Origin of the sequence: Priestia aryabhattai B8W22 (assembly GCF_000956595.1) — a bacterium.
GTDB lineage: Bacteria > Bacillota > Bacilli > Bacillales > Bacillaceae_H > Priestia > Priestia aryabhattai.
In genome coordinates this window covers 1-26,155 of sequence record NZ_JYOO01000020.1, presented here as the reverse complement: position 1 = coordinate 26,155, position 26,155 = coordinate 1, and the positions used below count along the sequence as shown (strand labels likewise).

29 protein-coding genes and 2 pseudogenes are annotated in these 26,155 nt (G+C 34.5%); 6 read left to right on the top strand and 25 right to left on the bottom strand.

What is annotated here, in order from left to right; all coding sequences use genetic code 11:
- Positions 1 to 61: 61 nt before the first annotated feature.
- The 6 genes from N178_RS16095 to N178_RS27100 form a co-directional block, all read right to left on the bottom strand.
- Positions 62 to 571, bottom strand: coding sequence for a GNAT family N-acetyltransferase (locus tag N178_RS16095; RefSeq protein WP_045293458.1), 510 nt, complete (start codon positions 569 to 571; stop codon positions 62 to 64).
- A 1,221-nt stretch (positions 572 to 1,792) separates the two neighbouring features.
- Positions 1,793 to 1,960, bottom strand: a complete 168-nt coding sequence (locus N178_RS27110; protein WP_169746677.1) for a hypothetical protein — start codon at positions 1,958 to 1,960, stop codon at positions 1,793 to 1,795.
- Positions 1,961 to 2,157: 197 nt separating this feature from the next.
- On the bottom strand, positions 2,158 to 2,541 hold the full coding sequence (locus N178_RS16085; RefSeq protein WP_045293457.1) for a hypothetical protein: 384 nt from the start codon (positions 2,539 to 2,541) through the stop codon (positions 2,158 to 2,160).
- Between the two features lie 330 nt (positions 2,542 to 2,871).
- Positions 2,872 to 3,018 (bottom strand): hypothetical protein, encoded by a 147-nt coding sequence (locus N178_RS27105; protein ID WP_165351634.1) that lies wholly within the window; start codon positions 3,016 to 3,018, stop codon positions 2,872 to 2,874.
- A 43-nt stretch (positions 3,019 to 3,061) separates the two neighbouring features.
- Positions 3,062 to 3,982: a CPBP family intramembrane glutamic endopeptidase gene (locus tag N178_RS16080; protein WP_045293456.1), complete on the bottom strand. Its 921-nt coding sequence runs from the start codon at positions 3,980 to 3,982 to the stop codon at positions 3,062 to 3,064.
- 169 nt (positions 3,983 to 4,151) lie between these two features.
- Entirely contained in the window at positions 4,152 to 4,310 is a 159-nt protein-coding gene (locus N178_RS27100) for a hypothetical protein (protein ID WP_169746676.1), read from the bottom strand.
- 553 nt (positions 4,311 to 4,863) lie between these two features.
- Between N178_RS27100 and N178_RS16075 the strand changes: the two genes are divergently transcribed.
- Together N178_RS16075 and N178_RS16070 are read left to right on the top strand one after the other, a co-directional pair.
- Positions 4,864 to 5,577, top strand: a complete 714-nt coding sequence (locus tag N178_RS16075) for a hypothetical protein (protein WP_045293454.1) — start codon at positions 4,864 to 4,866, stop codon at positions 5,575 to 5,577.
- A 540-nt stretch (positions 5,578 to 6,117) separates the two neighbouring features.
- A complete protein-coding gene (locus N178_RS16070) occupies positions 6,118 to 6,702 on the top strand; it encodes a YitT family protein (protein ID WP_080890204.1) in 585 nt (194 codons plus the stop codon).
- A gap of 199 nt (positions 6,703 to 6,901) precedes the next feature.
- Here the strand turns inward: N178_RS16070 and N178_RS16065 are convergent, their stop codons facing one another.
- The 7 genes and pseudogenes from N178_RS16065 to N178_RS16035 all read right to left on the bottom strand — a co-directional run.
- Positions 6,902 to 7,447: a CBO0543 family protein gene (locus tag N178_RS16065; protein WP_045293453.1), complete on the bottom strand. Its 546-nt coding sequence runs from the start codon at positions 7,445 to 7,447 to the stop codon at positions 6,902 to 6,904.
- A gap of 387 nt (positions 7,448 to 7,834) precedes the next feature.
- Positions 7,835 to 8,335, bottom strand: coding sequence for a hypothetical protein (locus tag N178_RS16060; RefSeq protein ID WP_045293451.1), 501 nt, complete (start codon positions 8,333 to 8,335; stop codon positions 7,835 to 7,837).
- 402 nt (positions 8,336 to 8,737) lie between these two features.
- Positions 8,738 to 9,142, bottom strand: a complete 405-nt coding sequence (locus N178_RS16055) for a hypothetical protein (RefSeq protein ID WP_045293449.1) — start codon at positions 9,140 to 9,142, stop codon at positions 8,738 to 8,740.
- 393 nt (positions 9,143 to 9,535) lie between these two features.
- The gene (locus N178_RS16050; protein WP_045293447.1) at positions 9,536 to 11,113 is read right to left on the bottom strand and encodes an FAD-dependent oxidoreductase; all 1,578 of its coding nucleotides are present in this window, start codon (positions 11,111 to 11,113) and stop codon (positions 9,536 to 9,538) included.
- A gap of 222 nt (positions 11,114 to 11,335) precedes the next feature.
- Positions 11,336 to 11,626 (bottom strand): spore coat protein, encoded by a 291-nt coding sequence (locus N178_RS16045; protein WP_045293445.1) that lies wholly within the window; start codon positions 11,624 to 11,626, stop codon positions 11,336 to 11,338.
- Positions 11,627 to 11,643: 17 nt separating this feature from the next.
- Complete coding sequence (locus N178_RS16040) at positions 11,644 to 11,841, bottom strand: hypothetical protein (protein WP_045293443.1); 198 nt, start codon at positions 11,839 to 11,841, stop codon at positions 11,644 to 11,646.
- A 96-nt stretch (positions 11,842 to 11,937) separates the two neighbouring features.
- A pseudogene (locus N178_RS16035) lies at positions 11,938 to 12,135 on the bottom strand (KGG domain-containing protein); the annotation flags it as partial.
- A gap of 176 nt (positions 12,136 to 12,311) precedes the next feature.
- Between N178_RS16035 and N178_RS16030 the strand changes: the two are divergent.
- The 3 genes from N178_RS16030 to N178_RS16020 all read left to right on the top strand — a co-directional run bounded on the left by N178_RS16030 (position 12,312) and on the right by N178_RS16020 (position 15,688).
- Positions 12,312 to 12,803, top strand: coding sequence for a general stress protein (locus tag N178_RS16030; protein WP_237758495.1), 492 nt, complete (start codon positions 12,312 to 12,314; stop codon positions 12,801 to 12,803).
- Between the two features lie 412 nt (positions 12,804 to 13,215).
- Positions 13,216 to 14,049, top strand: coding sequence for an STAS domain-containing protein (locus tag N178_RS16025; protein WP_045293440.1), 834 nt, complete (start codon positions 13,216 to 13,218; stop codon positions 14,047 to 14,049).
- 526 nt (positions 14,050 to 14,575) lie between these two features.
- A complete protein-coding gene (locus N178_RS16020; protein ID WP_045293439.1) occupies positions 14,576 to 15,688 on the top strand; it encodes a type II asparaginase in 1,113 nt (370 codons plus the stop codon).
- 130 nt (positions 15,689 to 15,818) lie between these two features.
- On the opposite strand, the gene N178_RS16015 is transcribed toward N178_RS16020, so the two are convergent.
- From N178_RS16015 to N178_RS15970, 10 genes and pseudogenes are all read right to left on the bottom strand, one after another.
- Positions 15,819 to 16,205, bottom strand: a complete 387-nt coding sequence (locus N178_RS16015; RefSeq protein ID WP_045293437.1) for a hypothetical protein — start codon at positions 16,203 to 16,205, stop codon at positions 15,819 to 15,821.
- A 306-nt stretch (positions 16,206 to 16,511) separates the two neighbouring features.
- Positions 16,512 to 17,375, bottom strand: a complete 864-nt coding sequence (locus N178_RS16010; RefSeq protein WP_045293435.1) for a DUF4097 family beta strand repeat-containing protein — start codon at positions 17,373 to 17,375, stop codon at positions 16,512 to 16,514.
- Positions 17,365 to 17,928 carry an HAAS signaling domain-containing protein gene (locus N178_RS16005; RefSeq protein ID WP_045293558.1) on the bottom strand — a complete coding sequence of 188 codons (564 nt, stop codon included), beginning with the start codon at positions 17,926 to 17,928 and terminating at the stop codon, positions 17,365 to 17,367. Before N178_RS16005 ends, N178_RS16010 begins: the two co-directional genes overlap by 11 nt.
- Positions 17,915 to 18,244, bottom strand: coding sequence for a PadR family transcriptional regulator (locus N178_RS16000; RefSeq protein WP_033580026.1), 330 nt, complete (start codon positions 18,242 to 18,244; stop codon positions 17,915 to 17,917). Before N178_RS16000 ends, N178_RS16005 begins: the two co-directional genes overlap by 14 nt.
- 317 nt (positions 18,245 to 18,561) lie before the next feature.
- A complete protein-coding gene (locus tag N178_RS27095) occupies positions 18,562 to 18,717 on the bottom strand; it encodes a hypothetical protein (protein ID WP_045293432.1) in 156 nt (51 codons plus the stop codon).
- 319 nt (positions 18,718 to 19,036) lie between these two features.
- Positions 19,037 to 19,509: pseudogene (locus N178_RS27315) on the bottom strand (aldo/keto reductase); the annotation flags it as partial.
- 65 nt (positions 19,510 to 19,574) lie between these two features.
- Positions 19,575 to 20,132 (bottom strand): sugar O-acetyltransferase, encoded by a 558-nt coding sequence (locus tag N178_RS15985; RefSeq protein ID WP_045293431.1) that lies wholly within the window; start codon positions 20,130 to 20,132, stop codon positions 19,575 to 19,577.
- A 168-nt stretch (positions 20,133 to 20,300) separates the two neighbouring features.
- A complete protein-coding gene (locus tag N178_RS15980; RefSeq protein ID WP_045293429.1) occupies positions 20,301 to 21,659 on the bottom strand; it encodes an SLC45 family MFS transporter in 1,359 nt (452 codons plus the stop codon).
- Between the two features lie 660 nt (positions 21,660 to 22,319).
- A complete protein-coding gene (locus N178_RS15975; RefSeq protein WP_045293428.1) occupies positions 22,320 to 22,733 on the bottom strand; it encodes a general stress protein in 414 nt (137 codons plus the stop codon).
- Between the two features lie 51 nt (positions 22,734 to 22,784).
- On the bottom strand, positions 22,785 to 23,060 hold the full coding sequence (locus N178_RS15970; protein WP_045293426.1) for a hypothetical protein: 276 nt from the start codon (positions 23,058 to 23,060) through the stop codon (positions 22,785 to 22,787).
- Between the two features lie 326 nt (positions 23,061 to 23,386).
- Between N178_RS15970 and N178_RS15965 the strand changes: the two genes are divergently transcribed.
- The gene (locus tag N178_RS15965; protein ID WP_045293424.1) at positions 23,387 to 24,577 is read left to right on the top strand and encodes a DHH family phosphoesterase; all 1,191 of its coding nucleotides are present in this window, start codon (positions 23,387 to 23,389) and stop codon (positions 24,575 to 24,577) included.
- Between the two features lie 377 nt (positions 24,578 to 24,954).
- On the opposite strand, the gene N178_RS15955 is transcribed toward N178_RS15965, so the two are convergent.
- Both N178_RS15955 and N178_RS15950 read right to left on the bottom strand, forming a co-directional pair.
- Positions 24,955 to 25,425 carry a DinB family protein gene (locus N178_RS15955; RefSeq protein WP_045293422.1) on the bottom strand — a complete coding sequence of 157 codons (471 nt, stop codon included), beginning with the start codon at positions 25,423 to 25,425 and terminating at the stop codon, positions 24,955 to 24,957.
- A gap of 302 nt (positions 25,426 to 25,727) precedes the next feature.
- Complete coding sequence (locus N178_RS15950; protein ID WP_013058439.1) at positions 25,728 to 25,880, bottom strand: YjcZ family sporulation protein; 153 nt, start codon at positions 25,878 to 25,880, stop codon at positions 25,728 to 25,730.
- Positions 25,881 to 26,155 lie beyond the last annotated feature (275 nt).

Here is a 26,155-nt window from a genome sequence, read left to right as displayed (position 1 = left end):
TACTAGTTTTTTTATTTCAGGACAGCCGATAAATTTAGCTTTTTATGCTAAAAAAGTAAGTTTACTTGTTCCATTCTGAAGCCAGTATACCCATAAAATATGTATCTACGTACTTCCCCTCCACATAGGCATGATTTCTTAATTTCCCTTCGGTAACAAAACCAATTTTTTTATATAATTCAATCGCCTGTTCGTTTATTCCTCTTGTTGTTAAATAGATTTTATTTAGACGAAGCTGTTTAAACCCTAGATCAATCATTTGCTCCATAGCCATTCGACCATACCCGTGCCCCCTAGATTCTGAAGATAAAAGAATCCCTATACTACCTCTTCCATGTGCATAGTCTATATCCTTCAGAAATACCCATCCAACTACTTCTTTTTCATCGCTTTCAATTCCCAAAATTAAATCGTTGTTCATTCTTTTCTTTTCTACTTCTTGTACTACCTCTTCATAAGTTAAAGGTGTCCTGCCTATCATTTGTATTGCACGTTCATCATTTAACCATTTATGTAAGTATTGAATGTGAGTTGTTTCAAAAGGCGTAAGGTGTATTCTTTTTGTACTCATTTATTTATCTACTCCTTCTAAAAAAGTTAACCACAAGCTATAATCCACTCCATACTTGATTCCATAAATATCGCTGATTATAAAGATAAGAACGCTTATGAAAGTAGTGGCTAAAAATTCAAAGATGTTAAGAATAGACACCGAGTGTCTCCACCACCGTCAATATCTAAAGTTGGTTCCAAACAAAACAAAACGAAATGAATAAAAAGAGAGGTTGCCTGAACTTCCCCTACTGATCTATGAGATTTTATGATAAGTATCCTTCCAACAAAGAAACTAATTATAAAAGATAGAATAATGAATACAAAATAAAGAGAACTAGCCAATAAGGCTTCCTATGGTGAATACATTTTAATCTCCTTTTTTATTGATTATTTTACCATTAATTATAATTAAAGGAAGTTGTTTTTTAAGGATTTGCACCTTAAGAAATATTTAAACAGAAAAAGAATCCTTTTGTAGCATTGTTGACACATTGTTTCTCAAAAAACAGAATCAATTTTTCTCTAATCTAAGGTTGTTCCTTCTGATAAAGCCTATTACGTTAATCCGATGTAATAGAAGAAGGATTTTTACTTTTTAAGATAGAATAGTTTCTTAAAGAGTGATAAAGGAGTTGATTTCATGTCTAAACAAACAAAAGATATAAAAGAAATAAAGCTTTTGGATTCTCAAATTTACTTATGTGATGAAATTAGAAAGTTGTTAAAGAAAAAAAGAAAAAAGAAGTCTAGCCTTTGAACAAGAGTATACAGAACATGATATATTACACATTGCTTTAAACAGATTAATGAGTGAGTTAATCTCTAGACATTAAAAATTTCGCCTATCATATTTGAAATTATTCAAAATAGACAAGTTTAATATAATAAAAATAATAGACAGAATATTTCATTAATATCTTTACTTTGTAAACGCTTTCGTTTATACTAAGTATAGGTTGGATGGCATGAGTGGCTGTCATAGTATTTAGCGTAGGCGGGGCTGATACGAGGGAACAGGGCATAGAAGAAATGTCCTTTTTTGTTTGGGCAACATTTCTTAGAAACTAGGAAATGTTATAAAATGCTTTCAAACGCTTTTTTCTACTTAGTATGCTCTATCCAGTCTGGAAATTGAAAAAGACCACCTCTCCCAGTCAAAAGAGGTAGCTTTTTTTTAAATTGAATTAAAAGTAGTCATTAGATAATGCTTTATTGCATCTTGAGTAAGTTGCTTAATTTAAGAAATGGTATTCATAGACAGCATATTCACCGCTTTTTCTAACAGTAAAATATCTTCTTCAACCATTCTTTTCATATCGTCGAGATCAAGTTTAATATATTCTTCTTTTAAACGTTCTAATTCCCTGACGAACAGGGATCCCGTATAGTACCTATAATTTGTCACTAATATTTATCCCCTTTGTGTGCTCTTACTATATGTAATTCCCCTTTATTTAGATAAACAACCAATAAAAGCAAGATTTATAAAAAACAATCTTTCCCTGATGTAGGCAAAGGATTTTTAACTTTATTAGAATAGGGAAAATACGTTATTAATGTAGCCAGATTTGTAGTTTCACATACATACAACGTTTTATCGTTCTACTTTGGTGTTAAATCAAATTTATCTTCTTTACCATTCCATTTTATTGTCACATGAAAAGGAGCGTTGCTGCTTTGAGTCGCACATCCACTGCAGCTCCCATTTAAATTAATTTTCCCTTCTGTCTCGTCATCCGCACCTGATAATTTGCTTATTTCCCCTTCAACAACGTAAGAAACTTTTCCTAATTTCTCCTTATCTTTTCCTTTATAGATGATACTGCCTTGCCCATTTTCAGTATTCTCGCCTTTATTTAAAAGATATAAAGCTTTCCAATGATCTCCTTCACCTTCGAAACGCACATTTTCTTCTTTGCTACCACAGCTACCTAATACTAATAAAAAAATAGATATAAGTCCTAAAAACAAAAACTTCCTTTTCAATTTAAATCCTCCTACACGGTAAAAAAGCACCCAAATATACTATCAGATGATTTTCTATTAGTATCTGTTCTTTTTTTCAAGTAATTTAATTAATCTATCATTTTGTTTCACTATCGTTCTTAGCTTAGCTTCTAACGAACATAAAGTGATAAAGACGGCTATAAATCCTATAATGAAAAAAACATATTAGCTGATATCCCCCATACATCATTTTATTTTAAAAATAATATCTATATAATAACATTTTTTCTATATTTTATATCTTAATTTGTATACATTCTTAGTTAAGGTACTGTAGGAATAAAAAAAGCAACCATAACGGTTGCTCTTTTAAAGTATTGTTTTGATAGCTAGATACACTGCAGCAATTGATGCAAGAACGATAAGTACATTTAAAATACGATGTTGAGTAGCTAAGTGGCCTCGCTTCATTTCTGCACGAGTCAACGGTTTCTTTTCATCGTGATTTCCACTCACTATGTTACATCTCCCATCTTATTTAGTTATTGGTTCCGCTAATTTAAGCAATAAGCTGATCTTTGTTAGCTGCTTCTTCCTTTTTTATCTTCCCTCTACATAAGATATAGAAAACACTAAAGGTGATAATCGACCAAATGAGATTAGGGCCTGGTTCGGTATTAGCTACCTTAAACAAACTTGGTATAGATCCGAAAACAGAATCGTCCGTTGTAAGGAACAGAGCTATAAACATATTATTGGCTGCATGTGCTCCAATCGTAATTTCTAAGCTTTTTGTTTTAATCGCGATATATGTAAGAGCAAAACCAGCTACAATATAATCTAGTCCTACCAATATAATGGATTTATTCATTTCAGGATTAGCAAAATGTCCTATAGAAAACATTAATCCAACGATAATCGCAAGTAAAATAGGGCGTTTCACTTTCTTGCTCACCCATTGGAGAAGAAGCCCCCTAAAGAACAGTTCCTCCGTTGTTGTTTGAATAGGCACTAGTAAAAGCGTGATCAGTACTAACAGGGCATACTCTTTTAAACTTACATGATTCCATGAATAATCCGAGTGGTTAAACACGACATCAATTAATTGTGAAACGATTAGTAAAAAACTAAAAGCTCCAAAAGACCATATTACTTTCTTCCAATTCACACGTTTGTTAGCAGTGATTAATGATTTCATTTTTCTTTTATGAATAAAACGAATTCCAATCCACAAACCAAAAATCCAACATATGTACACAATATGTGATAATAGAAAATCAAGATTAGCATTGATTCCTACAGCAACTCCACTATCGAAATCAAAGTATGACTTTCCACTTTCATCTGTTGCCACCATAACCATGTCAGCTATAATATAAATAATTGACCCTAGTACCATGAACGCAGAAGCTAGTATCGTGGTGCTTAAATAACGCTTCCAGCCATTTTTTCCTTCTTCCACATCTAGATAGTTCTTCATTTTATTCTTACTCCCTCAGCGTCCTTTTCTCAATCAAATATTTTTTCTCTATTTCGTTTTCGTCCAAACAATGTATAAACTTATTAGAACGAGAAACATCAACTTATTTATCGCTTGATTCTTCATACAGAATTCTCTCTTTTTCTCTTACGTAACTTCATAAAAACCGTTAAAAAACAGCTTTTTCTGAAAGAAGACTAGACAGCAAGTCCTCTTGAACCGTTATATGTTGCTCATATGCGCCCGCATACACATAATTTTGAAGAAAGTACTTACTGCTCAAGAATATATATCCTAAAACAACTAAAATAAATATTTTTTTCAACATTTTCCTCACCTTTTTATTCAAGCTTTTACCCTTATGGCTGTTACCACAACACCTAAGAGTTTATCCATAAACAACTTTTTTAGTTTTCAAATTAGCAACCAACTTATATAACACTATAAAACTGTATATAAGTTACAATAATATTACATTATTATTACAAATGTAACAACAATATTATAACTAAGAAAAATAGGATAATCAATATGGAGTGTCTAGTAAAACAGATAAAATTGCTAGATTCGTATCATGCATGTAAATAAATCCAAAACTTTTGGAAAAAGAGTGTTAGTTGGCCCGCAGGAATATTTAAAGAAACAGAAAAGCAAACTTCCTATCATTAGGAGCTTGCTTCGTTTATTTAAATCTTAAATAGAGTTTTTATAACCTTTTTCATCTCATTTAGTATGGAGATAATACATTTCCAGAAAATAATTAAGGTACGATATCCCCTTAATGAATGTGCCTTTTTAAGAAGTATCCATCCAAAGTATGGTTTCTCTTTTTCTTTTAAAGGGAACTAAACTCTAAAATTCAACCTTAAAAGGAGACAATCATGGTTACAATTGAATCAATTATAATAGGCATTGTATTTATCCTCATTCAACTATACGCATTAACGATTGTCGAACGTTCTCCAATCGGGGAGCAAAAGCTGCTCTCATTATCAGGTGGTGTTGCTATTGCTTATGTGTTTATTTATATCTTACCGACGCTTCATAAAAAACAAGAAGAGTTTGGAGGATCGCTGGCCCTTGATACTGAACTATATTTTCTTGGCCTTCTCGGCTTACTCGTCTATTTTTCCGTTTATTCATTCGCTCAGACAAAGGCAGCCTCACACCTAACGGAACTGACCGTTTATATGGTACAGGCGAGTTTTTTTATGGTTTATTCTTTTATCATTTCTTATGTTGTGTTCTCAACCGATGTCAAGCGAGTTGAATCACTATTCTATGGATTGGCGATCAGCCTTCACTTTATTGGGTGGTCCTACCATCTAGGAAAAAAACATCATCGTTTGCACAAAAACAGAGGTCGCTATATGCTTGCCGGGGCAACTTTTCTTGGATCAATCATGGGCGTCTTCGGGCCCTCATCCGGCCTGCTTATTGAGTCGATGATTGCATTTAGTTCAGGTGCAATGTTATTTAACGTTATCAGTAAAGAACTACCTTTTGAAAAACACGCGCACTTGCCAACCTTCTTAATCTCATCTCTTGTCTACGCCGCTACAATGATTTCATTGAAAGCTTTTTTTGATTGGTAATTAAGTGGCAATAGTAGAGCAATAGATTTTTCGTCTAATACATTAAGTTTTCCAATTTCCCAACAGTTGTGATATAAAAATAGCCAATTTACTGAAATCAAGAAAGAAGGTATTTGAACATCTTGGTTGTATCTATGGGGACGTACTAGACTGGGTCTCTGACTCCCTAGAAATTTTTCTTCGTTGAAAGAAATAAAACAAGTTGATAACACTGACTTATGAAACTTACTTTTCTTTCTCCGAATCCCTCACTTAAACTTTACAGCCAAAAAGTTGTATGAACTTTATCACTTCGTAAATTATCTACGTTTAAAACAATCAGTAAAGGTCTAAACAGTTTAAAAATAAAAAGCCACTAATTAGGGATTTCTCCTCTAATTAGTGGCTTTTTATTTCATCCTAAGGAGTGGAGAGCTATTTTATGATGCTCTCACGGTGCCTTTCGTAGTTTGCTCAAGAGATAAATCTTTATTCATTTACATAAAAAGAAAAAAAATTCATAAGAGGTAGTAAAAACATATAAATATAGTAAGAGATAAATTGACTAAAAAGGTGATTATTATTTTCCAAAAAATACTGATTGTTTTTGTAGGAAGCTTATTATTAAGTATAGGAATTAATGGATTTTTAGTTCCTCATTATTTATTAGATGGAGGAACAATTGGAATTGCTCTCATCCTTCATTATTATTTTGAATTCCCTACAGGTGTAACGATAATTATTTTAGGTCTCCCACTATGCTGGTTTGCTTGGATTTATGAGCGTCATTATTTTTATAATAGTTTTTATGGGCTAATTATTTCTTCTTTATTGATTGATTGGCTAGAACCTATTAAAAACCAGTTCCAATTTTCTGTCTTTCCTAGTGTAATCTTTGGAGGGATATTTATTGGGACGGGGGTTGGTCTTATGCTTCGGTATGAGACAAGCACTGGAGGAACAGATTTACTAGCTCAACTACTATCAAAAGCTTTTTCTTTGAACATAGGGATGGTTATTTTAAGTATAGACGGTTTGATTATAACAGCAGCTCTTCCTTTATTAGGACCTAAAACGTTTCTTTTTTCATGTTCAACAATTTTTATAGGAGGAATGACTACTTCGTTAATTACTAAAAAAAAATAATTTGAATTATAAAATTAGTACATGCTATCCCCCGTTTTTAAGATGTCTTTATTTTCAAAAATAAAAAAAGACCATCTCTTCCCACTCCAAAGAGATAGTCTTTCTTTATAAGTAGAATTAACAATAGTCGTTAGCTGATGCTCTATTGCATGTTGAGTAGCTTGCCCTAATTATTGAACATTAGTCTTACTATTTCTACCTATAGTTTTTCAAACTTTCTTCTAGAAGCTATGTAAGATGCAGTTAAGTAAATAACAATTAGAATAGGAAAGGAATAAATGTACCTCCAGTGCAGCGGTTTATAAATACCAATCCAATGAAGTAGTGGAAGGCCAATAAAAGCAGCTACTGCTGAATAAATCAGTGCTTTGATTACAGGGTTAATTTTAGGCTTTACTTGTATAAAAAACACCATGGAAATAGGTAATAAAAACAAGTCCCACGGCAAGTAGTTAGAAGTTAATGGAAATACTTCATATCGGTAATCCCACAGCCCTAGAAAGTCTCCAATCATATCAAGAAATGAAGAAAAGATAGCTACAAAAAGACCGGTATATAATAAACGATCCGTGCTTTCTTTTTTTCTGAATTTTATCCACAGCCCAATCAATAGCAGTATAAGTGCTACTCCTAGCCACCATCTCCAACTAAATAATGTGTAGTCTAACCAAATATGAAGTTTTTCATCATTCAGCTCTTTCTGCTTTTCAAAATAGGTATCATAAATGGATTCTTTATCTTTCATTAGTTTTTCCTTTCAACATTATGTAGTACCTTAGATATTTGCAATATGCCCAGATAATATGTATTTTAACGTGTTAATTCTGATAAAATTCATTACAGAAGATAGCTTTCAATATGACGGTATACATAAAAAACAAGAACAGCTACTGAATAAAGTCAGCAGCTGTTCTTGATAAATGCTATTTCCCAATGGACTATATAGTTTAAAAGGAGTAAGAAATAGTCATCTGCATAAAAAATGCAGTGTATGAAATACTAAGATATCAAGAATACGGAGAATTACGAACCCCCCATGACCTTTGGCTTCATGGAGGTTGACTACATTAAAAGAGCAAAATGTATATGAAATTCCTTTAATTAAAAATTTCCAAATGCTTGCTTTCTAAGATCACAATTGAATTTGATTTTGTTGTTCATGTGAATGTTGGTTTTGTTGATTTTGGTTTTGTTGATTTTGGCTTCCCGATGCTTGAAACCCTTGTGATCCAAACGGTTGTTGAGCTTGTTGGACAGCTTGATTCATCTTCTGCATAGTTTGATTCGCTTGGATACCTTGAAGAGCCTGATTCATAGATTGAATCGCTTGTTGAATATTTTGTTGAATTTGTTGATCTGTTTGCTGCATCTGCTGCTGAGCCTGAGAACTAAATGATTGCATTTGCTGCATTAAAGAGTTAGAGCCTTGGCTGCTTTGAGAATTCTGTTGTGATCCCTGCTGAGACATTTGCTGAATGTTTTGCAGCTGAGACAAGTTTTGGCTTAATTGCGAAATTTCTTGGCGAATGCTCCCCAATTCTTGGCCTAGCTCAACATCTGTAATTTTAGTTCCAAGTAACTGAGCCTCTTTTTGTTTTTGTTGCTGATCTTGCTGTTGATTATTTTGAGTCATATAAAACCCTCCTTAAAATAGATAACACGTACTTCTTTATAATTTTCCAATTCTTCTCGAAACATACATAGTAATTAACAAAGAAAGTTAACTCATTTTTCTTCTACTAGTAGCTATGAAAGCAAGAGCGTATAAAAACAGGATTTACGGAAAACTTAAAATTATGGAATTGTTTCAATTCTAACTCTTTAATAGATACTAACGTTCATCTTTCAAGAGAAGAAAGACTTCAATGATAATGAGGTCTTTTTTTATTACTTTCCAGCATGATTACAATCAAAACCTACAGGCCAAATACTCAATTCCTGTAAAAAATAGGGGTTCTAATCAAAAAGTAAATTTAAACCCCTATTTTACAAAAATCACTACACCTTTACCTGCAAATTTGCAGGTAATTCATTATTAAATTTGTTGATTTTGGTTCGACGATTGTTGTTGATTTTGTTGCTGTTGACCTTGCTGAATAGCTTGATTCATTTGCTGCATAACTTGATTAGCTTGAATGCCTTGAAGAGCTTGGTTCATAGATTGAATCGCTTGTTGAATATTTTGTTGAACTTGTTGGTCTGTTTGCTGCATCTGCTGTTGAGCCTGAGAGCTAAACATTTGCATCTGCTGCATTAATGGATTTGATGCTTGGCTTGTTTGAGCACCTTGTTGAGAATTTTGCAACTGAGAAAAATTTTGACTTAGCTGCGAAATTGCTTGATGAATGCTCCCCAGTTCTTGTCCTAATTCAGTATCAGTAATATTCCCTCCAAGAAGCTGAGCATCTTTTTGCTTATAACGTTGATTGTTTTTAGTCATTCTTAAAAACCTCCTTAAAATAGATAGAACGTACTTGTTTATAATTGTCTGTTCCTTGAAGAAAAATGTTTGGGAAAAATGAACAATTTTTTGTTCACAGGCTTTTTATTATAACTGGCAGAAAAATGTTTATTTTGTATGAGTTTCTGCTGATTGTGAGGAATAAAAACATATAATAGATGTAAGTTAAAAATGGAAAAAAGCATGTCATATTTACTATATTATATAAGGAGTTAGATTATAGGGGAGTTACATACAAGAAATTATAGTTCATGGTTATCATGCATATAGGAAAGCAGTAAAAGAACCCTGCAGTACGGAATTTCAACTCCAACTGAGGGCTCGCGGTACTAGCTTGTCGATTTAAATAATTTTTATACAGGAAGAAAGTCTTTAATAGCCAGAATCCTCTGAGGTAAAATTATCGAGCATGGTGTAATCATATTTCTGCAGGGGCTTTTCCGCTGGACCTTCTATAACTTCTCCTGTATAAGAAAATCTAGATCCGTGGCAAGGGCAATCCCAGGACCGTTCTCCGCTGTTCCATTCGACTTCGCAGCCAATGTGAGTACAGGTTGTATCTACAATGTGGATTTTTCCTTCTTGATCTTTATAGGCTCCCTTTCGATGGCCTCTAACCGTGATTACCGCCCCTTCATCATTAGATAGATCTTCAGCTCTTACATCAGAGATTTCAAGTTTCCCTTTGATAAGATGGCTTACAACATCAGCATTTTCTACTAAAAAATTTTTCAAGCTGGGGTTTGCGTAAAAACGCGATGGCGAATACAAATGTTGGTAAGCGTTCTTTTTGCCTAGAATTATGTCTCTGAATAAGAGTGCCGCTGCTGTTCCATTTGTCATTCCCCATTTTCTATAACCAGTAGCGACGAGTATATTAGGTTGACTAGAGGTAAGTTCTCCAATGTAAGGAAGTTTATCAAGCGTGACTAAATCTTGTGCTGACCAGCGATACACAGTATTTTCTATGTCGAAAACTTGTTCACCAAAATTCTTTAGCGCTTTATAATGTTCCATTGTATCTTTTCCTTGACCGGTTTGATGGCTTTCTCCCGCCACAAGAATCATTTCCTCACCGTTAATGACTGCAGAGCGCAAGGAACGTGTCGGTTGATCAGCGCTAATATACATTCCACCTGGATAAGGTTCTTTGCCTTTAACAGCAAGGATATAGGAGCGGTCAGCGTGCATTCTGGCAGAATAAAGTCCCAGCCCTTCATAAAAAGGAAAATGCGAGCAAGAAAGAACGTAGCTGCCTGTAACACGTATACCTTCTCGTGTAAGAACTGTTTGCTTATCTCCAGATTCAATATTCACTGCCGTTGTATGTTCAAAAATAAGTCCGCCTTTTTGTTTAATAGCTTGAACGAGGTGAACTAGATATTTAATGGGATGGAACTGTGCCTGGTCTGTCATCACAAGGGCTTTTTTAATTTCTATGTTAAAAGGAATATGATCAACCAATTCACCATTAATATTAAGTTCTTTATAAGCTTCTGCCTCTTTTTCAAGTTTTGCAGCATACTCATCAGTAGTAGCATATATGTAGGCATCTTGCATGAGAAAATCACAATCAATTTGATGATCTTCAACTGTTTGCTTAATAAAGTTCAAGGCATCTGTATTAGCCTCATAGTATAACCTTGCCTTGCTTCTGCCAAAATTCCGAATAAACTCATCGTAGATCAAATCGTGCTGGGCAGTAACTTTTGCTGTCGTATGTCCCGTTGTGCCATTCAATAGTCTTCCTGCTTCTAAAACGGCTACCTTTAGACCTTCGTTGACTAAAAGATAAGCAGAAGTAAGGCCTGTAATCCCGCCTCCTACCACCACAACATCTACCTCTATGTCATTATCTAGAACAGGAAACTCCGGCAAATCAATAAAATCTCTCCAGTATGGTTCAGGCTCCTGCGGAAGCTGTTCTCCCTTGCGTTCATTATGAGTCACATTAAGACCTCCACTCAATATTTTAATAGTAGCGTTACTAGGATTTCCATTTATTGAGAGTTCATACTTAATGAGGAACACAGCCTTCGCTATGTGAACTTATATTATTTTATAACCTCCATTCAAAAAGTCTTGAGTCCCAAATCTTATACAAATAAAAAAGAGAGGGTCTATTTGAATTAGACTCTCTCTTTTTTATTTATATATCTACCAATATTGATTTTAACCTTTTGCTAATTCTAACGCTTTATTTGCCTTTTTTAAATCGTGATTTACTTGCTCTTCAACATCATAAGCATGATACATTTCATTATCAATCATATATTGAGCGATCTTTTCATGAAGCTCAATAGCTTCGTCTAATTGTTTTTTTAATACTTTGCGTACTTCTGGTGTTGCTGTTTCGGTAAGAGCTACAGCATATGTTCGCACACCGTTTTTCGCTGATAATAACAAATCAGTTGCAATAGCAAGATCGTCTAATGTTTTATTAAGCGTACTTTTAGCAGCCATTCCTAAATCCCTCCTGTTTATTGAGCTTTCTTTAAGATTTTTTTCAATTCATTAATTGCTTCAGTAGACGTTTGGACATCTTCTTCCAAAATCTTTTTTAATTTTTCGTCCTCTACCAATTCCAGCATTGCTGTGCCTTTTGTTACACACGACGTTTTAAGCGTTAAGATTTCATGAACTTCTAGCGTCTCGTGCATAGCTAATTTTTTTGTCATGTCTCAATTCCTCCTTATGATCGTATATATTTAAAGAGTTTAATCGTGTAATTTACCGCCTGCGCAGGCTGTTTTTCTAGCTTTTTAACTGTTCGAATTTTTATTGCTGGCTTTTCCGCCTTTTTCACCTATTTCTCTGAAAAACTCTTTGTTTTGATTCTTAGATGTGGCTTTTCCACCCTTTTCTCCAATCTCTTGGAAAAACTCTTTATCATGATTTTTAGACGTAGTTTCTCCACCTTTTCGTCCAGCTTCTTCTCTGCTCATTTTTTCATTTTCTTTATTTTTTGCCATGTTGAATTCCTCCTTAAATTTTTTTGGCTTGTCAACTATATTCCCAGCTCATTTCCATTTAAACAGAAATTATCTAATTTTTTAAATGTTTCAGAAAAATACTCTAGGGTATTACAAGTAGCATAAATGAATTCATTTATATAAACCATTTTCTATACTAGAAGGAGGAACTACTCATGACAAAAAATGTGATAGGCACATATGATAATGAAGAAGCGATCGTAACGGCTATTCAACATCTAAAAACACAAGGATTTCAAGAGAGTGACCTCTCTCTGGTCACCAGCAAAGATATCGATGAAGAGAACTATTTAGAAGTAGAAAACAAAGAAGGAATTGACATAAAGAAGATTGAAACCACGGATCAAATTCATCAAGATGAGTCGATTATGGATAAAATTAAGCATATGTTTTCGTCCGATCACCCTAAAGACACTCTTAGGGATAAAGCAAGAGTAGAAAAGCGTTTAATTAACTTAGGCGTTCCTCTTACAGAAGCAGGACCTTATGCAGATGATTTGCAAAAAGGAAAAGTATTGTTGTTAGTAAGAACCAATAGAGAAACAAAAACAAACCCGTTCTTAGAAAATAGAGAAGATTCTCCTTTTGCGAAAGGTGACTCTGTTTATGATAAATCTTTATACGGCGAACATCGTGATCATAAATAGAATGTTCGCAAAAGGGAAGAAGTAAATAGGAAAACTTAAGTTTGTGAGCACACTAAGAACACAGGAATCGTAATTCCTTATATTCCTTTAAGTATATGTTTTAAAAAAAGCTACTCAAACGAGTAGCTTTTTTAAATAAAACGAACATCCACCAGTCCACTTAACATCAGCCTATGTTTTAATTTAAATGCTCTAGCATATTGATGAATCTCGTCTCAGCTATACATCGGCCTTGTTTATCTATAATGTTTTAATTGGGATGAAATTAACTTGTTTTATTTGATCGTTCCTTAAAAGAAATCTCTTCAGCATGAAGCCAGCTGTTAAAACCTACATACGTAAATAAGTGGAAGTTTTTCATATAAATAAACCGGGAAACGGAACGTTAGATAACAGTAAAGGAGAACATGTTATGCATGAAATGACAGAAAAACTACATGACTTTTTACTAGAACATATTGATGAAATGTCTCAAGAATGGCTAGACTCGCGGGAAGTAGAAAAGGATTCGATCTACACCGCTGATGCTTCCTCCGAAACAACCGAATATCTTCGAGTACAAAATCGATACTTTACTTGTAAAATTGTAAAAGTTCTTATAGGAGAGTCATTGGATACTCTTAGTGATTGGGCACAGGAAGTTGCCACAAAAAGGGCTCAGAGAGGCGATTCTCTGTATCATAGTATTCATCATTTTAAAAAGTTTCGTTTAATCTTTTTTAAACGGATTGAATCATTTTTTCACCTTCATTCATCTAGCATTACATGCGAAGAGCTTTTTTCATGGAATAAAATAGTGAATGAAGCATTTGATCGGATGATAGAACTTTTCACCCTTTATTATGGACAAGTTTCAGAAGCACAGTCTCAAGCTCAAAAAATGCTAATTTCTGAGCTTAGTACGCCTGTTATTAGCATTTCCGATACAGTGGGCGTGCTGCCTCTCATTGGTCAGGTTGATGATTATAAGAATAGTGATTTTGCGAAGAAAGTTATGCTGCAAGCAAAAGAACTTGATCTGTCTTGCTTAATTATTGACTTATCAGGTGCACCTTCGATTGATACTATGATGACCAATGAATTATTTCAAGTTATAAAGATGTTGGACCTACTTGGAATTGATACAACCATCACAGGTATCCGTCCGGAAATAGCCTTAACTGCCGTTCAATTAGGAATAGATATGAGCAAATTGAAAACTTATGGAAAGTTAAAAGATGCAGTAAATAAGCTTTTGCGTGAGTGATATTGAGTTAAAGTACTAAGCATTTTTTTATGTAGGTTATATCATAAATAGACGTACCCTTCCTAAAGGTGGAAATTAAGAAGGGCATCTATTTCTTTAGTGATGGCTTTAAAAATGTATTTGATTTATCTTCTACTGTGAGTTAGCTTTTAGGACTCCTAATATTGACAGGTAGAAATAAAAAAAGCAGTATTCGGTGCATTTCTTTTAAGCTAGTCATATTCATCATAATTCTCGCCAAAAAGAAGCCTTTGCTAATCATAGCAAAGGCTTCTTTTTGACGAGCTTCTTCTATAAGTTATGTAAATGATAGAATCAATCTTAACATATTTAAATGGTTTGCACATTTTTTATTAAGGGTTTCCCGTTCTTATAATCCGTTTGATAGTAAACAAATAGTAAAGTATCTTATAAAAATAATTCATTTATCTATTTATTCTTCATGTGGACAAATGATTGGATATTTTAAATTTAAATCATCAATAATACCATTACATGTATTTTCAACAAAAGGAGCTAAACAAAGATGAAACTGAAAAAAATAATAGGCCTCACTTTTTTATCAAGCGTTATCTTATTTTTGGGACCTTTATCATTGGTCAATGCATCGGTAAATGATTCTAAAATGACTGTAAAACATTCAGTGAAAGAAGAACAGCCCAATATAAAGATTTTGGCCACTGGAGGTACGATTGCAGGCTCTTCTGAAAGCAGCACAGACACAACAGGATATGAATCAGGAGCTCTTAACATTAAAACAATTATCAAAGCTGTTCCTCAGTTAAAAAAAATAGCGAATGTAAGCGGAGAACAAGTCGTAAATATAGGAAGTCAAAATATAGATAACAGCATTTTGTTAAAGCTAGCGAAGCGAATTAATACACTATTAGCTTCTAAGGATGTTGATGGAATTGTCGTGACGCACGGATCTGATACGATGGAGGAAACGGCTTATTTTCTAAACCTAGTAGTAAAGAGTGACAAACCTGTGGTTGTAGTTGGTTCAATGAGACCAGCTACCGCTATAAGTGCAGATGGACCGCTAAACTTGTATAATGCAGTAAAAATTGCTTCTACAAAAGACGCACGAAATATCGGCGTTTTAGTAGCGCTTAACGATCGAATTGGCGCAGCTCGTTATATAACAAAAACACATACAACGGCAGTGGATACGTTTAAATCTCACGAACAGGGATATGTAGGAGAAATAGCTGGAGATAAGGTAATATTTTATAACAAACCAACTCGCAAGCATACAACACAATCAATATTCGATGTATCAAAATTAGATAAGCTTCCTCAAGTAGACATCATATACGGGTATCAAAACGATTCTAGGAATTTTTATGATACAGCCGTAAAAGCTGGAGCAAAAGGAATAGTCGTTGCAGGAGCAGGAAATGGACTGCTCTCCGATGCTGCTCTAACAGGTGCTAGAGATGCGGTAAAAAAAGGCGTAGTTATTGTTAGATCTAGCCGGGTAGGAAGCGGAGTTGTGACACATGAAAAGTCAGATGATAAAGATACGTTTGTTACCTCTGATTCGCTAAACCCACAAAAAGCCCGTATTCTTTTAATGCTTGCTTTAACGAAAACAAAGGACCCTAAAAAGATTCAAGAATATTTTAATGAGTATTAATTAAAAATATCTTTCCTCTTCTATTTTGGTGCTTTAAGAACAATTGGTAACAAAAGTATAACAGGCTGAGACACCACTAGCATAGTTTTGTCTCAGCCTGTTTTTATAAGAAAAAACATCAGCAGGTCCCTTATTCATTTCCCCAGTTCTTGCTTTCTATAATTAAATGATGGGATGTGGCGTCTAGCACACGCCATACCAAGGTCTTACCTTCTATATCTTTTAGCTCGATAATGCCCTCTAGCTTATTGGTATTCACATGGACACGTTTCTCATCTATTCTTTGCGCACTTTTTAATCTCGTTCCAAATGTTGCAGGACTTTCTTCCGTTAGCTTTACAATTACATTTATCATACGTTCGTCAGAAACATAGTTTTCGCTGTTTTCATAGTTCTTATCAGCAGGTTCAATAGCATGTTCTAACCCATTTTCGTATTGGCGCCAATCAACAATTAAAAAAAACGCAAATACTAAAGATACTGTTAGTAACAAACCGTAGGCAACATTTCGTTTCATTTATTTTTGCTCCTTTCTGATAGTGGTTAATAGGTATAGCGAAGAACATTCCTGCTGGGGAGATAGATAGGTTGTATCAGAAAATAGTATCGTTTTATTTAAAGAAATATTCCTTTTTTGAAGAAAAGATAAAAGAAGATATATTTTTTGTAGACCTCCCCTACTAAAAAACGCGTTAACCGAGAGAGGATTGTATACAGCTCATTATCAGTTACCATTACTACAGGCGCATAAACTAAACGAAAAAAGGTTCCACTCATCAACGTTCAGTGAGTGAAACCTTTTTAATTTAGTTATAATAAATAGTTACTTTACTACTGAAATACTGCCATTATGAGTAGCTAGTTTAATGATATTCTTTCCTTCCCCAATAACAGAGTCCCTATCATATTTATTCAAGATATCTACTTTTCCGTTGTCGACAGAAACGTTAAATTGAACGTTACTCGGTTCTTTTTTCGTTGTAATCTTAATCTTTCCATTGTGCGTTTTAAAGTCTATATTTCGATCAAGTTCTGCTGTTTCAAGAGCGATGCTTCCGTTATGGGTTTCACCTTTTAAACTGCCTTCCACGTTACTCAGCGTAATTTTCCCGTTATTTGCTTTCGTTTGAATCGTTTTTGCTGCAGCATTCTTTATGCTTGTAAGTCCATTGTGTACGCTGGTGTTCAGGTTTTTTGAATCAATGTTCTCTAATTCTACACGTCCATTGTTCGCGCGAATGGAGACATCTTCTGCGCGTAATTTTTTAACAGACACATATCCATTGCTACTGGAAACCCCCAATGAATTATACTGCTTTTCAGGCAGATAAACGTTGATAGATAGCGGCTTTAATACACTAACAATATCAAAATTGATCCAGCTGCGCTGCTGTTCATTATAAGAGATGAAAAGTGTTGAATTTTTAACATCAGTAGTGAAGTCTTTTTTTATATTAGAAGATGTTTCGCCTTTTAACGTTACTTTGATATCACTGCCTTTGATAGGGTACACATGAACACGAGTATTATCCGTATCGATGTTTACCTTTGATACTTGATTGCTGTTAATGACTTTTTCTTTTGAAATAGGTTCAGGATCAATCGCACGATAAGTAAGGAGACTTCCTATAATACCCACGATGATGAGAATGCCCGCAAGAACGGAGAGTTTCTTTTTATTCAACACGTTTTAAACCGCCTTTCACAAGTGATACATTGTATTTTAGATAACGTACAAAGCCTTTTATAACTAGCTTCGTTACAACTAACATACCTAACATAATAAAATATCCAAGGCCGCAAAATGCTAAAGACATAAATAAATTAAAGAGAAAAAAGCCGCTCAAATGTACAATAGCCTCACCAAGAACTAGAATAGGAGATAGCAAGAAACATATACCTATTGCCCAAGCTGACAGAATAAAGCCAGCTAATGCAACGGCAGGCCCAAGCACAATTACTACATTAAAAAAAGCTAAACCAATTACGGCCCAAGTAGCTCTCAAAATATTTTGAGTTGTTGCCTTAGCTGTTGCTTGCTCAACGTGATAGTCTGCCAGCAATTCTTTAGCTATTTGATTCGGAGAACCTAGCGATGTTACAATTTCTTCTTCTGTTTTTCCTTCTTCTAAGCCAATCGAAAAATGTTCTTCATAATCTTGTAAAATATCTGCCCGTTCTTTTGAGGACAATGGTTTTAAGGATTCATTTAATTGCTGTAAAAATTTACTCTTCGACATTGTTCACACCTTCTTTAATTAATTGATTAACACCTCTTGAAAACTCATTCCATTCATCGATAAGTTCGTATAAATACTCCCTGCCTTTATCGGTAAGCTGATAATATTTCCTTGAAGGACCTTCTGTAGATTCCTTTAAATACGTTGTAAAATATTCTTCTTTTGTTAACCGGCGCAGAAGAGGATATACCGACCCTTCTGATATTTCAATTTGATCAGAGATTTTTTGAACTAATTCATATCCATAGCGGTCTTTCTTATCAAGTAACACAAGGACACAAAGCTCTAAAACTCCTTTTTTAAATTGTACGTTCACTGTTCTTCACCCTTTTCTTTCCACAGCCCACTACTGTTTATTGTATAGTACTGATTTATAATAACTTCCTAATAATTACAATATATCACCAGCTATTGTTTATTGCAAGGTACTGTTTAATATTTTTTTGAATTTTAACCATTTTTACACTCGTAATGAAGTTTTAAACCTAGATTGATAATAATTAAATAAAGTGTTTTTTAAAAAGAAAGTTTCAACCTTCTTTTTAAAAGGAGCTTGTAGATAGAATTATTTTTAATGTACCAAAAGAAAAAGTAGCCTATAACTATAGACTACTCAGCAGCGATCATTCTCGGCTATTTTTCTTTTGCTTGCTTGATAAATAAAAAGAAAACGGTAATTAAGATAAAATAATTTAGCGAGTTTTTAAAGATATTACCGTCTAAAGCCAATTGTAATAAGACCCATAAAGCGAAGATAACTAATATGGCTGGTATTGTAAGTTTGTTCATACATTGCTCATCCTTAGTCTCAGAGTGATACAGTAATCATGGTTCTCAATATTTTTTATACTGTAAAAACTAAATCCACAAATAGCTTTGAAAGTATATTGATTGAATCACTGTAAGAATATCACTTTTTTAGATAAAATTTAACAGTTTCTGCCGCAATTGATAGAAATGGATCAATTTCGTTTGATTTTTTGTAATAAGTTTAAGAAAAAAGTAACCGTTATTTTACATTTTCCAATAATAAAAACAGTCAATTTTATGACTGTTTTAAGTAGATTACTATCAAAAATCTCACTGCTTAGGTGATGCAAGTATTTCATTATTTATGAACCTTCCATCCATTTAAAGTCTTAGCCGTATCGGCGATAAAATGATCAATGATTTCACTTTTCCCACTGTCCATAGCAGTAATTGCTGCCATGTCTTCATTACTTAACGTAAAATCCCAGATGTTAAAGTTTTCAGCGATACGTTCTTTATGAACAGATTTTGGAATGGTAACTACTCCACGTTGAATATGTCAGCGCAAAATAACTTGTGCTACTCTGTTTTTCCATATTTCTCTCCAATACCGGCAAGTAATTCATTTTGGAAGATATTATTCTGACCTTCTGCAAATGGTCCCCATGCTTGTATTTGCACACCGTATTCTTCCATCACTTCCTTTGCAGCTTTCTGTTGAAAGAACGGATGGTTTTCCACTTGATTTACAGCCGGAACAACTTCATTATTTAGAATTAAATCAACTAAACGATCCGGATAGAAATTGGAAACACCGATCGTACGAATTTCCCTTTATTTATAAAGCAATACTTTATTTTCTAGTTACTTTATAAACGATGTTCAGCTAGTAAAAACTAATCCAACTTTTTTATAATCTTTGCGGGGTTCCCTCCCACTACTACATTATCTGGAACATTTTTTATCACAACAGCTCCGGAAGCGATTACAACATTATGTCCAATTGTAACGCCTGGATTGATGACAGCTCGTCCTCCAATCCATACATTATCTCCAATCGTGACGGGCTTGGTATATTCAACTTCTGTAATTCGCTGTTCTGCATTCACAGGATGAGTATTCGTATAAATATGTACGCCCGGTGCCATCATGCAGTTCTTCCCTATTGTAATTCGTCCCCCATCTAAAAGTGTGCAGTCAAAGTTCGCATAAAAATTTTCTCCTACGTGGATATTGTATCCGTAGTCGCATCGAAAGTTAGATTCAAGGTAGAGACGTTCTCCCGTTGAACCCAATAGTTCCTTTAATAGCTTTGTACGCTTTTCATAATCTGTCTCGTCTGTATTATTAAACAAACGAACAAGCCGTCTTGCAGATTCTCGGTCCTTTACTAATTCTTGGTCTGCTGGAAAATACAGCTCGCCATCAATCATTTTTTCTTTTTCAGTTTTCATTGATTCATTCTCCATTCTTGTTATCAAAATTCCCACCAGATTGAATTCGTTTACATTTTATCATGATAATAGACTTAAAAATAAGATTCTTATAGGTTTGAGTCAACAGTTTGAAGACAAAGAACGTAAGAAACCACGTTACTCTTTTACCACGCGCACAGCTGCTGATTACTTTGAGTATGTTTCCTTAATAATTGAAACAGACGCTGCTCCCGTAACAAGTAAAATACCTGAGATTAAAATCATGCCTGGCATAGAAGATCCGATTATTGGGAACAAAGCAAAACTCAAGCAAGAAGCTATAATTTGCGGTAAACAAATACTTCCATTAAATAATCCTAGATATGTTCCCATATTCTTTCCTGACAGGGCGTTGGTAAGCATTGTAAACGGAAACGTCATCATCGCAGCCCAAGCGATACCAATTAAAATAAATGAAGCAATCAGCATCCATTGATTGTGAATAAAAAAGACAGATCCAAAACCAATACCGCCTAGCAGTAAACTAAAAGCATACGCTGGCTTACGTTCGTTGTTGGCTACGCGGGACAAAACCAGCGACCAAATGACTGCGGCAACCGACTGTACAGCTGATAAAATACCGAACCAATTGCCAGCTGCTTGATAGCCTGAGCTAGACGGCTGATTCGTATACCAAACGTTTTCAGCGACTGCACCTGTACCGTACGTCCATAAATATTGAAAGCCCATCCAGCAGAAAAATTGAACAAGCGTGACCGTCCAAAAAATCTTTGGAGCGTTGCGAAGCAGTTTAAAAACGTTTACATTTTCTTTTGTAGCTTCGTCTGTAATACCGTGGTATGCTGCAAATTCTGCAGGTGAATATTCTTTTACTTTAAGTATTGTAAATAAACTACAAATAATTAACACACCGGCTCCAACATAAAATGAAATAACAACTGATTGCGGTACTACTCCTTTTGGTGCACTATTTGATACACCTAATACCGTTAACACAAAAGGGAAAATACAAGCTAGCACAGCACCGCTGTTTGATAGAAAACTTTGAATAGAATAGGCAAAACCTTTTTGCTCTTCATTGACCATGTCTCCAACCATCATCTTAAATGGCTGCATGGCTACATTTGATGATACGTCCATAAACAAAATAGTGATAGCTCCAAAAGTCATGGCAGCCACCGCACTAAAACCAAAACTGCCGGCGTTTGGCAGCAAACACATAACAATTACGGCTACAATTGCGCCAATCAGTAGATAAGGTATACGACGGCCAAGCCTTGGCATCCACGTACGATCTGAAAAATAGCCAACTAAGGGCTGAACGACTAAACCAGCCAACGGCGGTAAAATAAAGAAAAAGCCTAATGTAGTTGGATCAGCACCGATTGTTTGAAATATGCGTCCCATATTTGAACTCTGTAATGAGAATGCCATTTGTACACCTAAAAATCCAAAACTAATTAACCATATGGTACTGATCGGTAGATAAGGTAAGTTTGGCTGAACGCTTTTTTCACTGGTTTCAACGATTTTTTCTCCTAACATAACTGCCTCCTATGATTTAATTAACAGCCGCGCAAAGATAGAGTTCTGATGTAAATTGCTACAACGTTCGTTGTTAACGTTTTCAAAACAACGATGAATACTGTAAATACTAGTGTCTTTGGCTGGCAGTTTTCTATTTTGCTAGATTACCTCTGGAATACGGCATAACTAATAGTCCTGGTCTAAAAATGCTGTTTGAGTAAGTAAAAATCCCCACTATCTGCTCATTCGTAAGCGATTGACTATCGCTTATACCTTCTTAAAAGTGTCATAAAATCCAATTATTAAAATCATGAGAATACTTTTATTTGAACATTATATAATAAACTAACAATTCAATGCAACCGTTTGCACAAATTATTTTTAGGCATTTAAAGACCATTAAATCTTGTGACACTATGCGTACATGCTCACTACTGTCGTTTTAATATTTCTAAGTGAAAGAAAGATTTAATCTTAAAATCTTATAAAAAACCCAAAGAATTTACGTATTCCTTGGGTTTGACTGTCCCTAATTCACTTACGCAAATATTTAAAGGCAGAGTATGGCCATAAATAATCTTCTTTGTAAAGAATTTTTCTTATGAATTCTATATCTCAAAAGGGGCTGTAAGCTAATGCCTACAGCCGCCTTTTCATTCCACTTTTAAATTAAATATATTACTCTAGGTCTAACCCTTTTTCATTCAATTTATGCGAAGTCACAGCAATTACAAACTTTCCATCATCTAAATCTTTTTTATGAGAGGTTAGCTCCTCCGTGGGAATACCTAAATTTGTTGCGCGGTCTTCTTCATTTGAGTAATTTTGGACCACAAAAAATTTCTTTAATTTATCAAAAAAAGAATCCGGCTGGGCCCCTCCAGTCATATCTTCATGAGTGACTTCATCTTGGTCAGCAGCAGACAGCTTATCCACGTTTACATTCGTTCTGTAAGCTAGATTGCCCGCTGCGGTCTCTTGATTAGTTAGAACTGTAATTTCATTATCCTCATACCCTGTCATTCTTAATTCCTCAATTCTAGTTAATGTTTCTTCCGGCGACTCATATACACCTATAATACTTTTACTCATAGAGCTTTCCTCCTTCATTAAGATCTTTTCTCCTTACTTTGTATGTACCCGCTATTCTAGCCTTCTTAACAATAGACCCGTAGTTAAAAGAGTGAATAAATTATTTTTTTGCAGATCTTTTGATGCATTCTTAAACTGTTGATAAGCACGCTGTACCTGTTCTTCTAATGTCAGTAGGGTGGGCGGTAATAATCTATCCAACTTGAGTTCTTCTCTTTCTCTTTTTGTAAATGCAGACCCTTTGTTTAGATAAGGTCTCGATAAAATATTTTTCCCTTTTAATGGTGTTTGAACGAAACTCTTTTGTGCTTCAGCAGAAGTTTTCATATATTATCCCCTTTCTGTTCTTAAAAGAATGTAAACAACCAATGTTTTTCTTATACCACAGATATCATTATGCTTAACCAAGATGTTTTCTTGTTACATACAATACTTTTAAACGAAGAAGCTCTTCCTTAAACATATAATTAAGGCAGCACTTTAGTTTGTATTCAGGTAGATCAAATGGAAAGAAGCTTTATATGCTATGCTCTTAGGACGTTAACATAGCTAACTAAAGAAAAATTAGTTTTACGATAGTGCTCTCCAGCAATCTAAAGCCTCAGTGGTTAAAAATCTTTCTCTCGTATCATAATAATTTCGAGGTGAAAGATATGTATAAGCTGTTATCGCATACGGATTTAGATGGAGTTGGATGCGGAGTTTTAGCAAAGTTAGCTTTTGGAGACAGAATAAAAATTCGTTATAACTCTATTGCATCGCTTAACCGTGAAGTAGAGTGGTTTTTAGAAAATGAAGAAAGAAATACACATTTATTTATCACGGATTTATCAGTAAACGAAGAGAATGAAAAAAGACTTGAAGAGTTTTATCAAACAGGAGGAAAAGTCCAGCTGCTTGATCATCATAAAACAGCTCTTCATTTCAACGAATATGAATGGGGACACGTTGTCGTGGAAGATAACGAAGGGAACTTAGCCTCAGGAACGTCCTTGTTTTATGAATACCTTATAGAAAATGAACTTATCCAGACTTCCAATGCGGTTGATCAATTTGTAGAACTAGTAAGGCAGTATGATACTTGGGAATGGGAAAAGAACAACAACCAAGAAGCACACAGGCTAAATGCTCTCTTCTTTTTAATATCGATTGACGAGTTTGAAGACAAAATGGTTAACAGGCTTCAAAACAGTGACCACTTCTTTTTTGACGAGTTTGAACAGAAGATATTAGATATGGAAGAAGATAAAGTAGAACGTTATATTCGTCGAAAAAGACGAGAACTGGTGCAAACCTCTATAGGTGACTATTTAGCAGGAATCGTATACGCTGAATCGTATCATTCAGAACTTGGAAACGAATTAGGAAAAGAATATCCTCACCTTGATTACATCGCCATGTTGAATATGGGAGGAAAAAGAATTAGCATTCGAACCATTCATGATCATGTGGATGTATCAGAAGTTGCTGGCCACTATGGAGGCGGAGGTCACGCAAAAGCTGCTGGATGTTCGTTAACTAATGAAGCTTATAACGAGTTTGTAACAGATACATTTCATCTGGATCCTGTGCGAGAGGATGCAAGAAGAAACCGATATAATTTGAAAGAATCTTCATCTGGTTCTCTCTACGAAACTCGAAATGATGATATGTTCCTTGTTTCTCTTCAGAATGAAGATGAATGGATAATTGAAAATAGCAAAGGGCTATCGATTCATACATTTAAAAGCTTTAAGGAAGCAGAAATCTTTTTAAAAAGGAATTATGCCGCTTGGTTAGTAAGAGATGATATCTTTGTAAAGTACTTAATAAGGTATATAAAAAAACTAAAGCATGGAGAATAAGCACCAAAACATTCATTTGATTAATCTAATGAATGAAAGATGTAGAAAAGCTATTAAAAGAAAATGGAGTAGCTTTCCCTCGACCTCGCCTGAACATTCAGAAGCAGGTTTGGATGATATTCCATTCGGAGCACGCTTTCAAGATCCAGAAATCGCAGGGGCTATTTCCATGGAGATAGCCCCTGGTATAGTTGCTTATAGCTAATTAATTGACTAGTCTATTCGAGCAGATATTGCAGCGATGTTTGGACAAATTCACGTGCAAAAAGCACAGATTGTAAACAATGAGCTTTCTATAAATACAAAAAATGTTTTTTAGCAAATAAGGACATTACGGTAACTAACTTTATCCATAACATACATATTATTTAATTGATTTAATCCCATATCCTAGGTCGATCAACCTCCATGATTCTCAAATAGTGTAAGAGTTGCCCAGCATGTACGGATTCATGATAGCCTATCCGCATCAACATATCCCCTAAAGAACGAATATACCCAACATCTGAACGGTCTATTTGAATATTAGTTAAATCTTCTTCAGAAAAAGTAGTAATCATGTCTAAAAATTGTTTGTGGTATGATGCTGCAAACTCCAATTCATCCTTTATAGATTGTAAGGGTCTTTTTTCAAAAGGAGAATCAAATTCTTTTAAGCTGCCCAAATTTTTGATCGCTAGATGATAATAGTATTCTGACTCTAGGACATGACGAACCATTTCTACGCATGTCATAGCTTCTTTATCTGGCTTCCAATCGAGTTTATCATCAGGAATTGCTTGCCAAATCTTTATACTTCTTCTTCTAATCTCTTTTATATTTAATACTATCGCATCTGTACCATTCATTTCCATTCCTCCTCTTATCATTATTTTACATGATTTTCCCAAAACAAAGAGGTGAATTTTCAACTAAACTTATTTTAAATATTCATGGTTCTTATGCTGAGTATAATAACTTTCACACTTTAGGAATCGTATCTTCAATTCTTTTATGTAAAAAATCCCATAAACGTTTAGTAACAAGCTGTAAACCATTGGCTAACACGAGAGATATAAGGCGTAATCACTGGACATGTACAAATTTAACAAAGAAAAAAAGCTAGCATAAAGCTAACTTTTTTAAGTTAGAGACAAAGGCAGGCTAATAATTAGCAACCTCCAAATCCTCCCCAACAAGCACAGCCGATAATGATTAATAAGATAAACAGCACGATAATTAAAGCAAAACCACTGCCACCGCCGTAACCGCAGCCGCCGCCATAACCATAGCCACAACCTCCGCCATAACCGCCAAAGAACATAAACTTCACCTCCTTCTCGTTCATACATTTAGCATATGATGAAAAACAAAATTTGCTCCACGAAGTGGATAGACTACGTTTTATATCACTATAAATAAAAAAATAATAACCTTTTAGTTTCTTTTACATACAATGAAGCATCCTCAGATCCCATATATGAGTTTTACTCCCTCTGCAATAGATTGTTTGACTTCCGCCCAATCAGTTCTATTGCGTATAAAAGTACTCCCTGCACAACCTAGAATAAAAAAGTCTTTCTCAAATTAGAGAAAGAC

Coding starts and splice junctions, on each gene's coding strand:
- N178_RS16065 (WP_045293453.1), bottom strand. CDS start 7,447: ATGAAAGATAAAGAATCCATTTATGATACCTATTTTGAAAAGCAGAAA.
- N178_RS16080 (WP_045293456.1), bottom strand. CDS start 3,982: ATGAAGAACTATCTAGATGTGGAAGAAGGAAAAAATGGCTGGAAGCGT.
- N178_RS16095 (WP_045293458.1), bottom strand. CDS start 571: ATGAGTACAAAAAGAATACACCTTACGCCTTTTGAAACAACTCACATT.
- N178_RS16025 (WP_045293440.1), top strand. CDS start 13,216: ATGCATGAAATGACAGAAAAACTACATGACTTTTTACTAGAACATATT.
- N178_RS15955 (WP_045293422.1), bottom strand. CDS start 25,425: ATGAATGGTACAGATGCGATAGTATTAAATATAAAAGAGATTAGAAGA.
- N178_RS16015 (WP_045293437.1), bottom strand. CDS start 16,205: ATGAAACGAAATGTTGCCTACGGTTTGTTACTAACAGTATCTTTAGTA.
- N178_RS15980 (WP_045293429.1), bottom strand. CDS start 21,659: ATGTTAGGAGAAAAAATCGTTGAAACCAGTGAAAAAAGCGTTCAGCCA.
- N178_RS15985 (WP_045293431.1), bottom strand. CDS start 20,132: ATGAAAACTGAAAAAGAAAAAATGATTGATGGCGAGCTGTATTTTCCA.
- N178_RS16040 (WP_045293443.1), bottom strand. CDS start 11,841: ATGACAAAAAAATTAGCTATGCACGAGACGCTAGAAGTTCATGAAATC.
- N178_RS16055 (WP_045293449.1), bottom strand. CDS start 9,142: ATGACTAAAAACAATCAACGTTATAAGCAAAAAGATGCTCAGCTTCTT.
- N178_RS16005 (WP_045293558.1), bottom strand. CDS start 17,928: ATGTCGAAGAGTAAATTTTTACAGCAATTAAATGAATCCTTAAAACCA.
- N178_RS27095 (WP_045293432.1), bottom strand. CDS start 18,717: ATGAACAAACTTACAATACCAGCCATATTAGTTATCTTCGCTTTATGG.
- N178_RS16030 (WP_237758495.1), top strand. CDS start 12,312: ATGACAAAAAATGTGATAGGCACATATGATAATGAAGAAGCGATCGTA.
- N178_RS15970 (WP_045293426.1), bottom strand. CDS start 23,060: ATGAAAACTTCTGCTGAAGCACAAAAGAGTTTCGTTCAAACACCATTA.
- N178_RS27100 (WP_169746676.1), bottom strand. CDS start 4,310: ATGTTGAAAAAAATATTTATTTTAGTTGTTTTAGGATATATATTCTTG.
- N178_RS16045 (WP_045293445.1), bottom strand. CDS start 11,626: ATGGCTGCTAAAAGTACGCTTAATAAAACATTAGACGATCTTGCTATT.
- N178_RS16020 (WP_045293439.1), top strand. CDS start 14,576: ATGAAACTGAAAAAAATAATAGGCCTCACTTTTTTATCAAGCGTTATC.
- N178_RS15965 (WP_045293424.1), top strand. CDS start 23,387: ATGTATAAGCTGTTATCGCATACGGATTTAGATGGAGTTGGATGCGGA.
- N178_RS16075 (WP_045293454.1), top strand. CDS start 4,864: ATGGTTACAATTGAATCAATTATAATAGGCATTGTATTTATCCTCATT.
- N178_RS15950 (WP_013058439.1), bottom strand. CDS start 25,880: ATGTTCTTTGGCGGTTATGGCGGAGGTTGTGGCTATGGTTATGGCGGC.
- N178_RS15975 (WP_045293428.1), bottom strand. CDS start 22,733: ATGAGTAAAAGTATTATAGGTGTATATGAGTCGCCGGAAGAAACATTA.
- N178_RS16060 (WP_045293451.1), bottom strand. CDS start 8,335: ATGACTCAAAATAATCAACAGCAAGATCAGCAACAAAAACAAAAAGAG.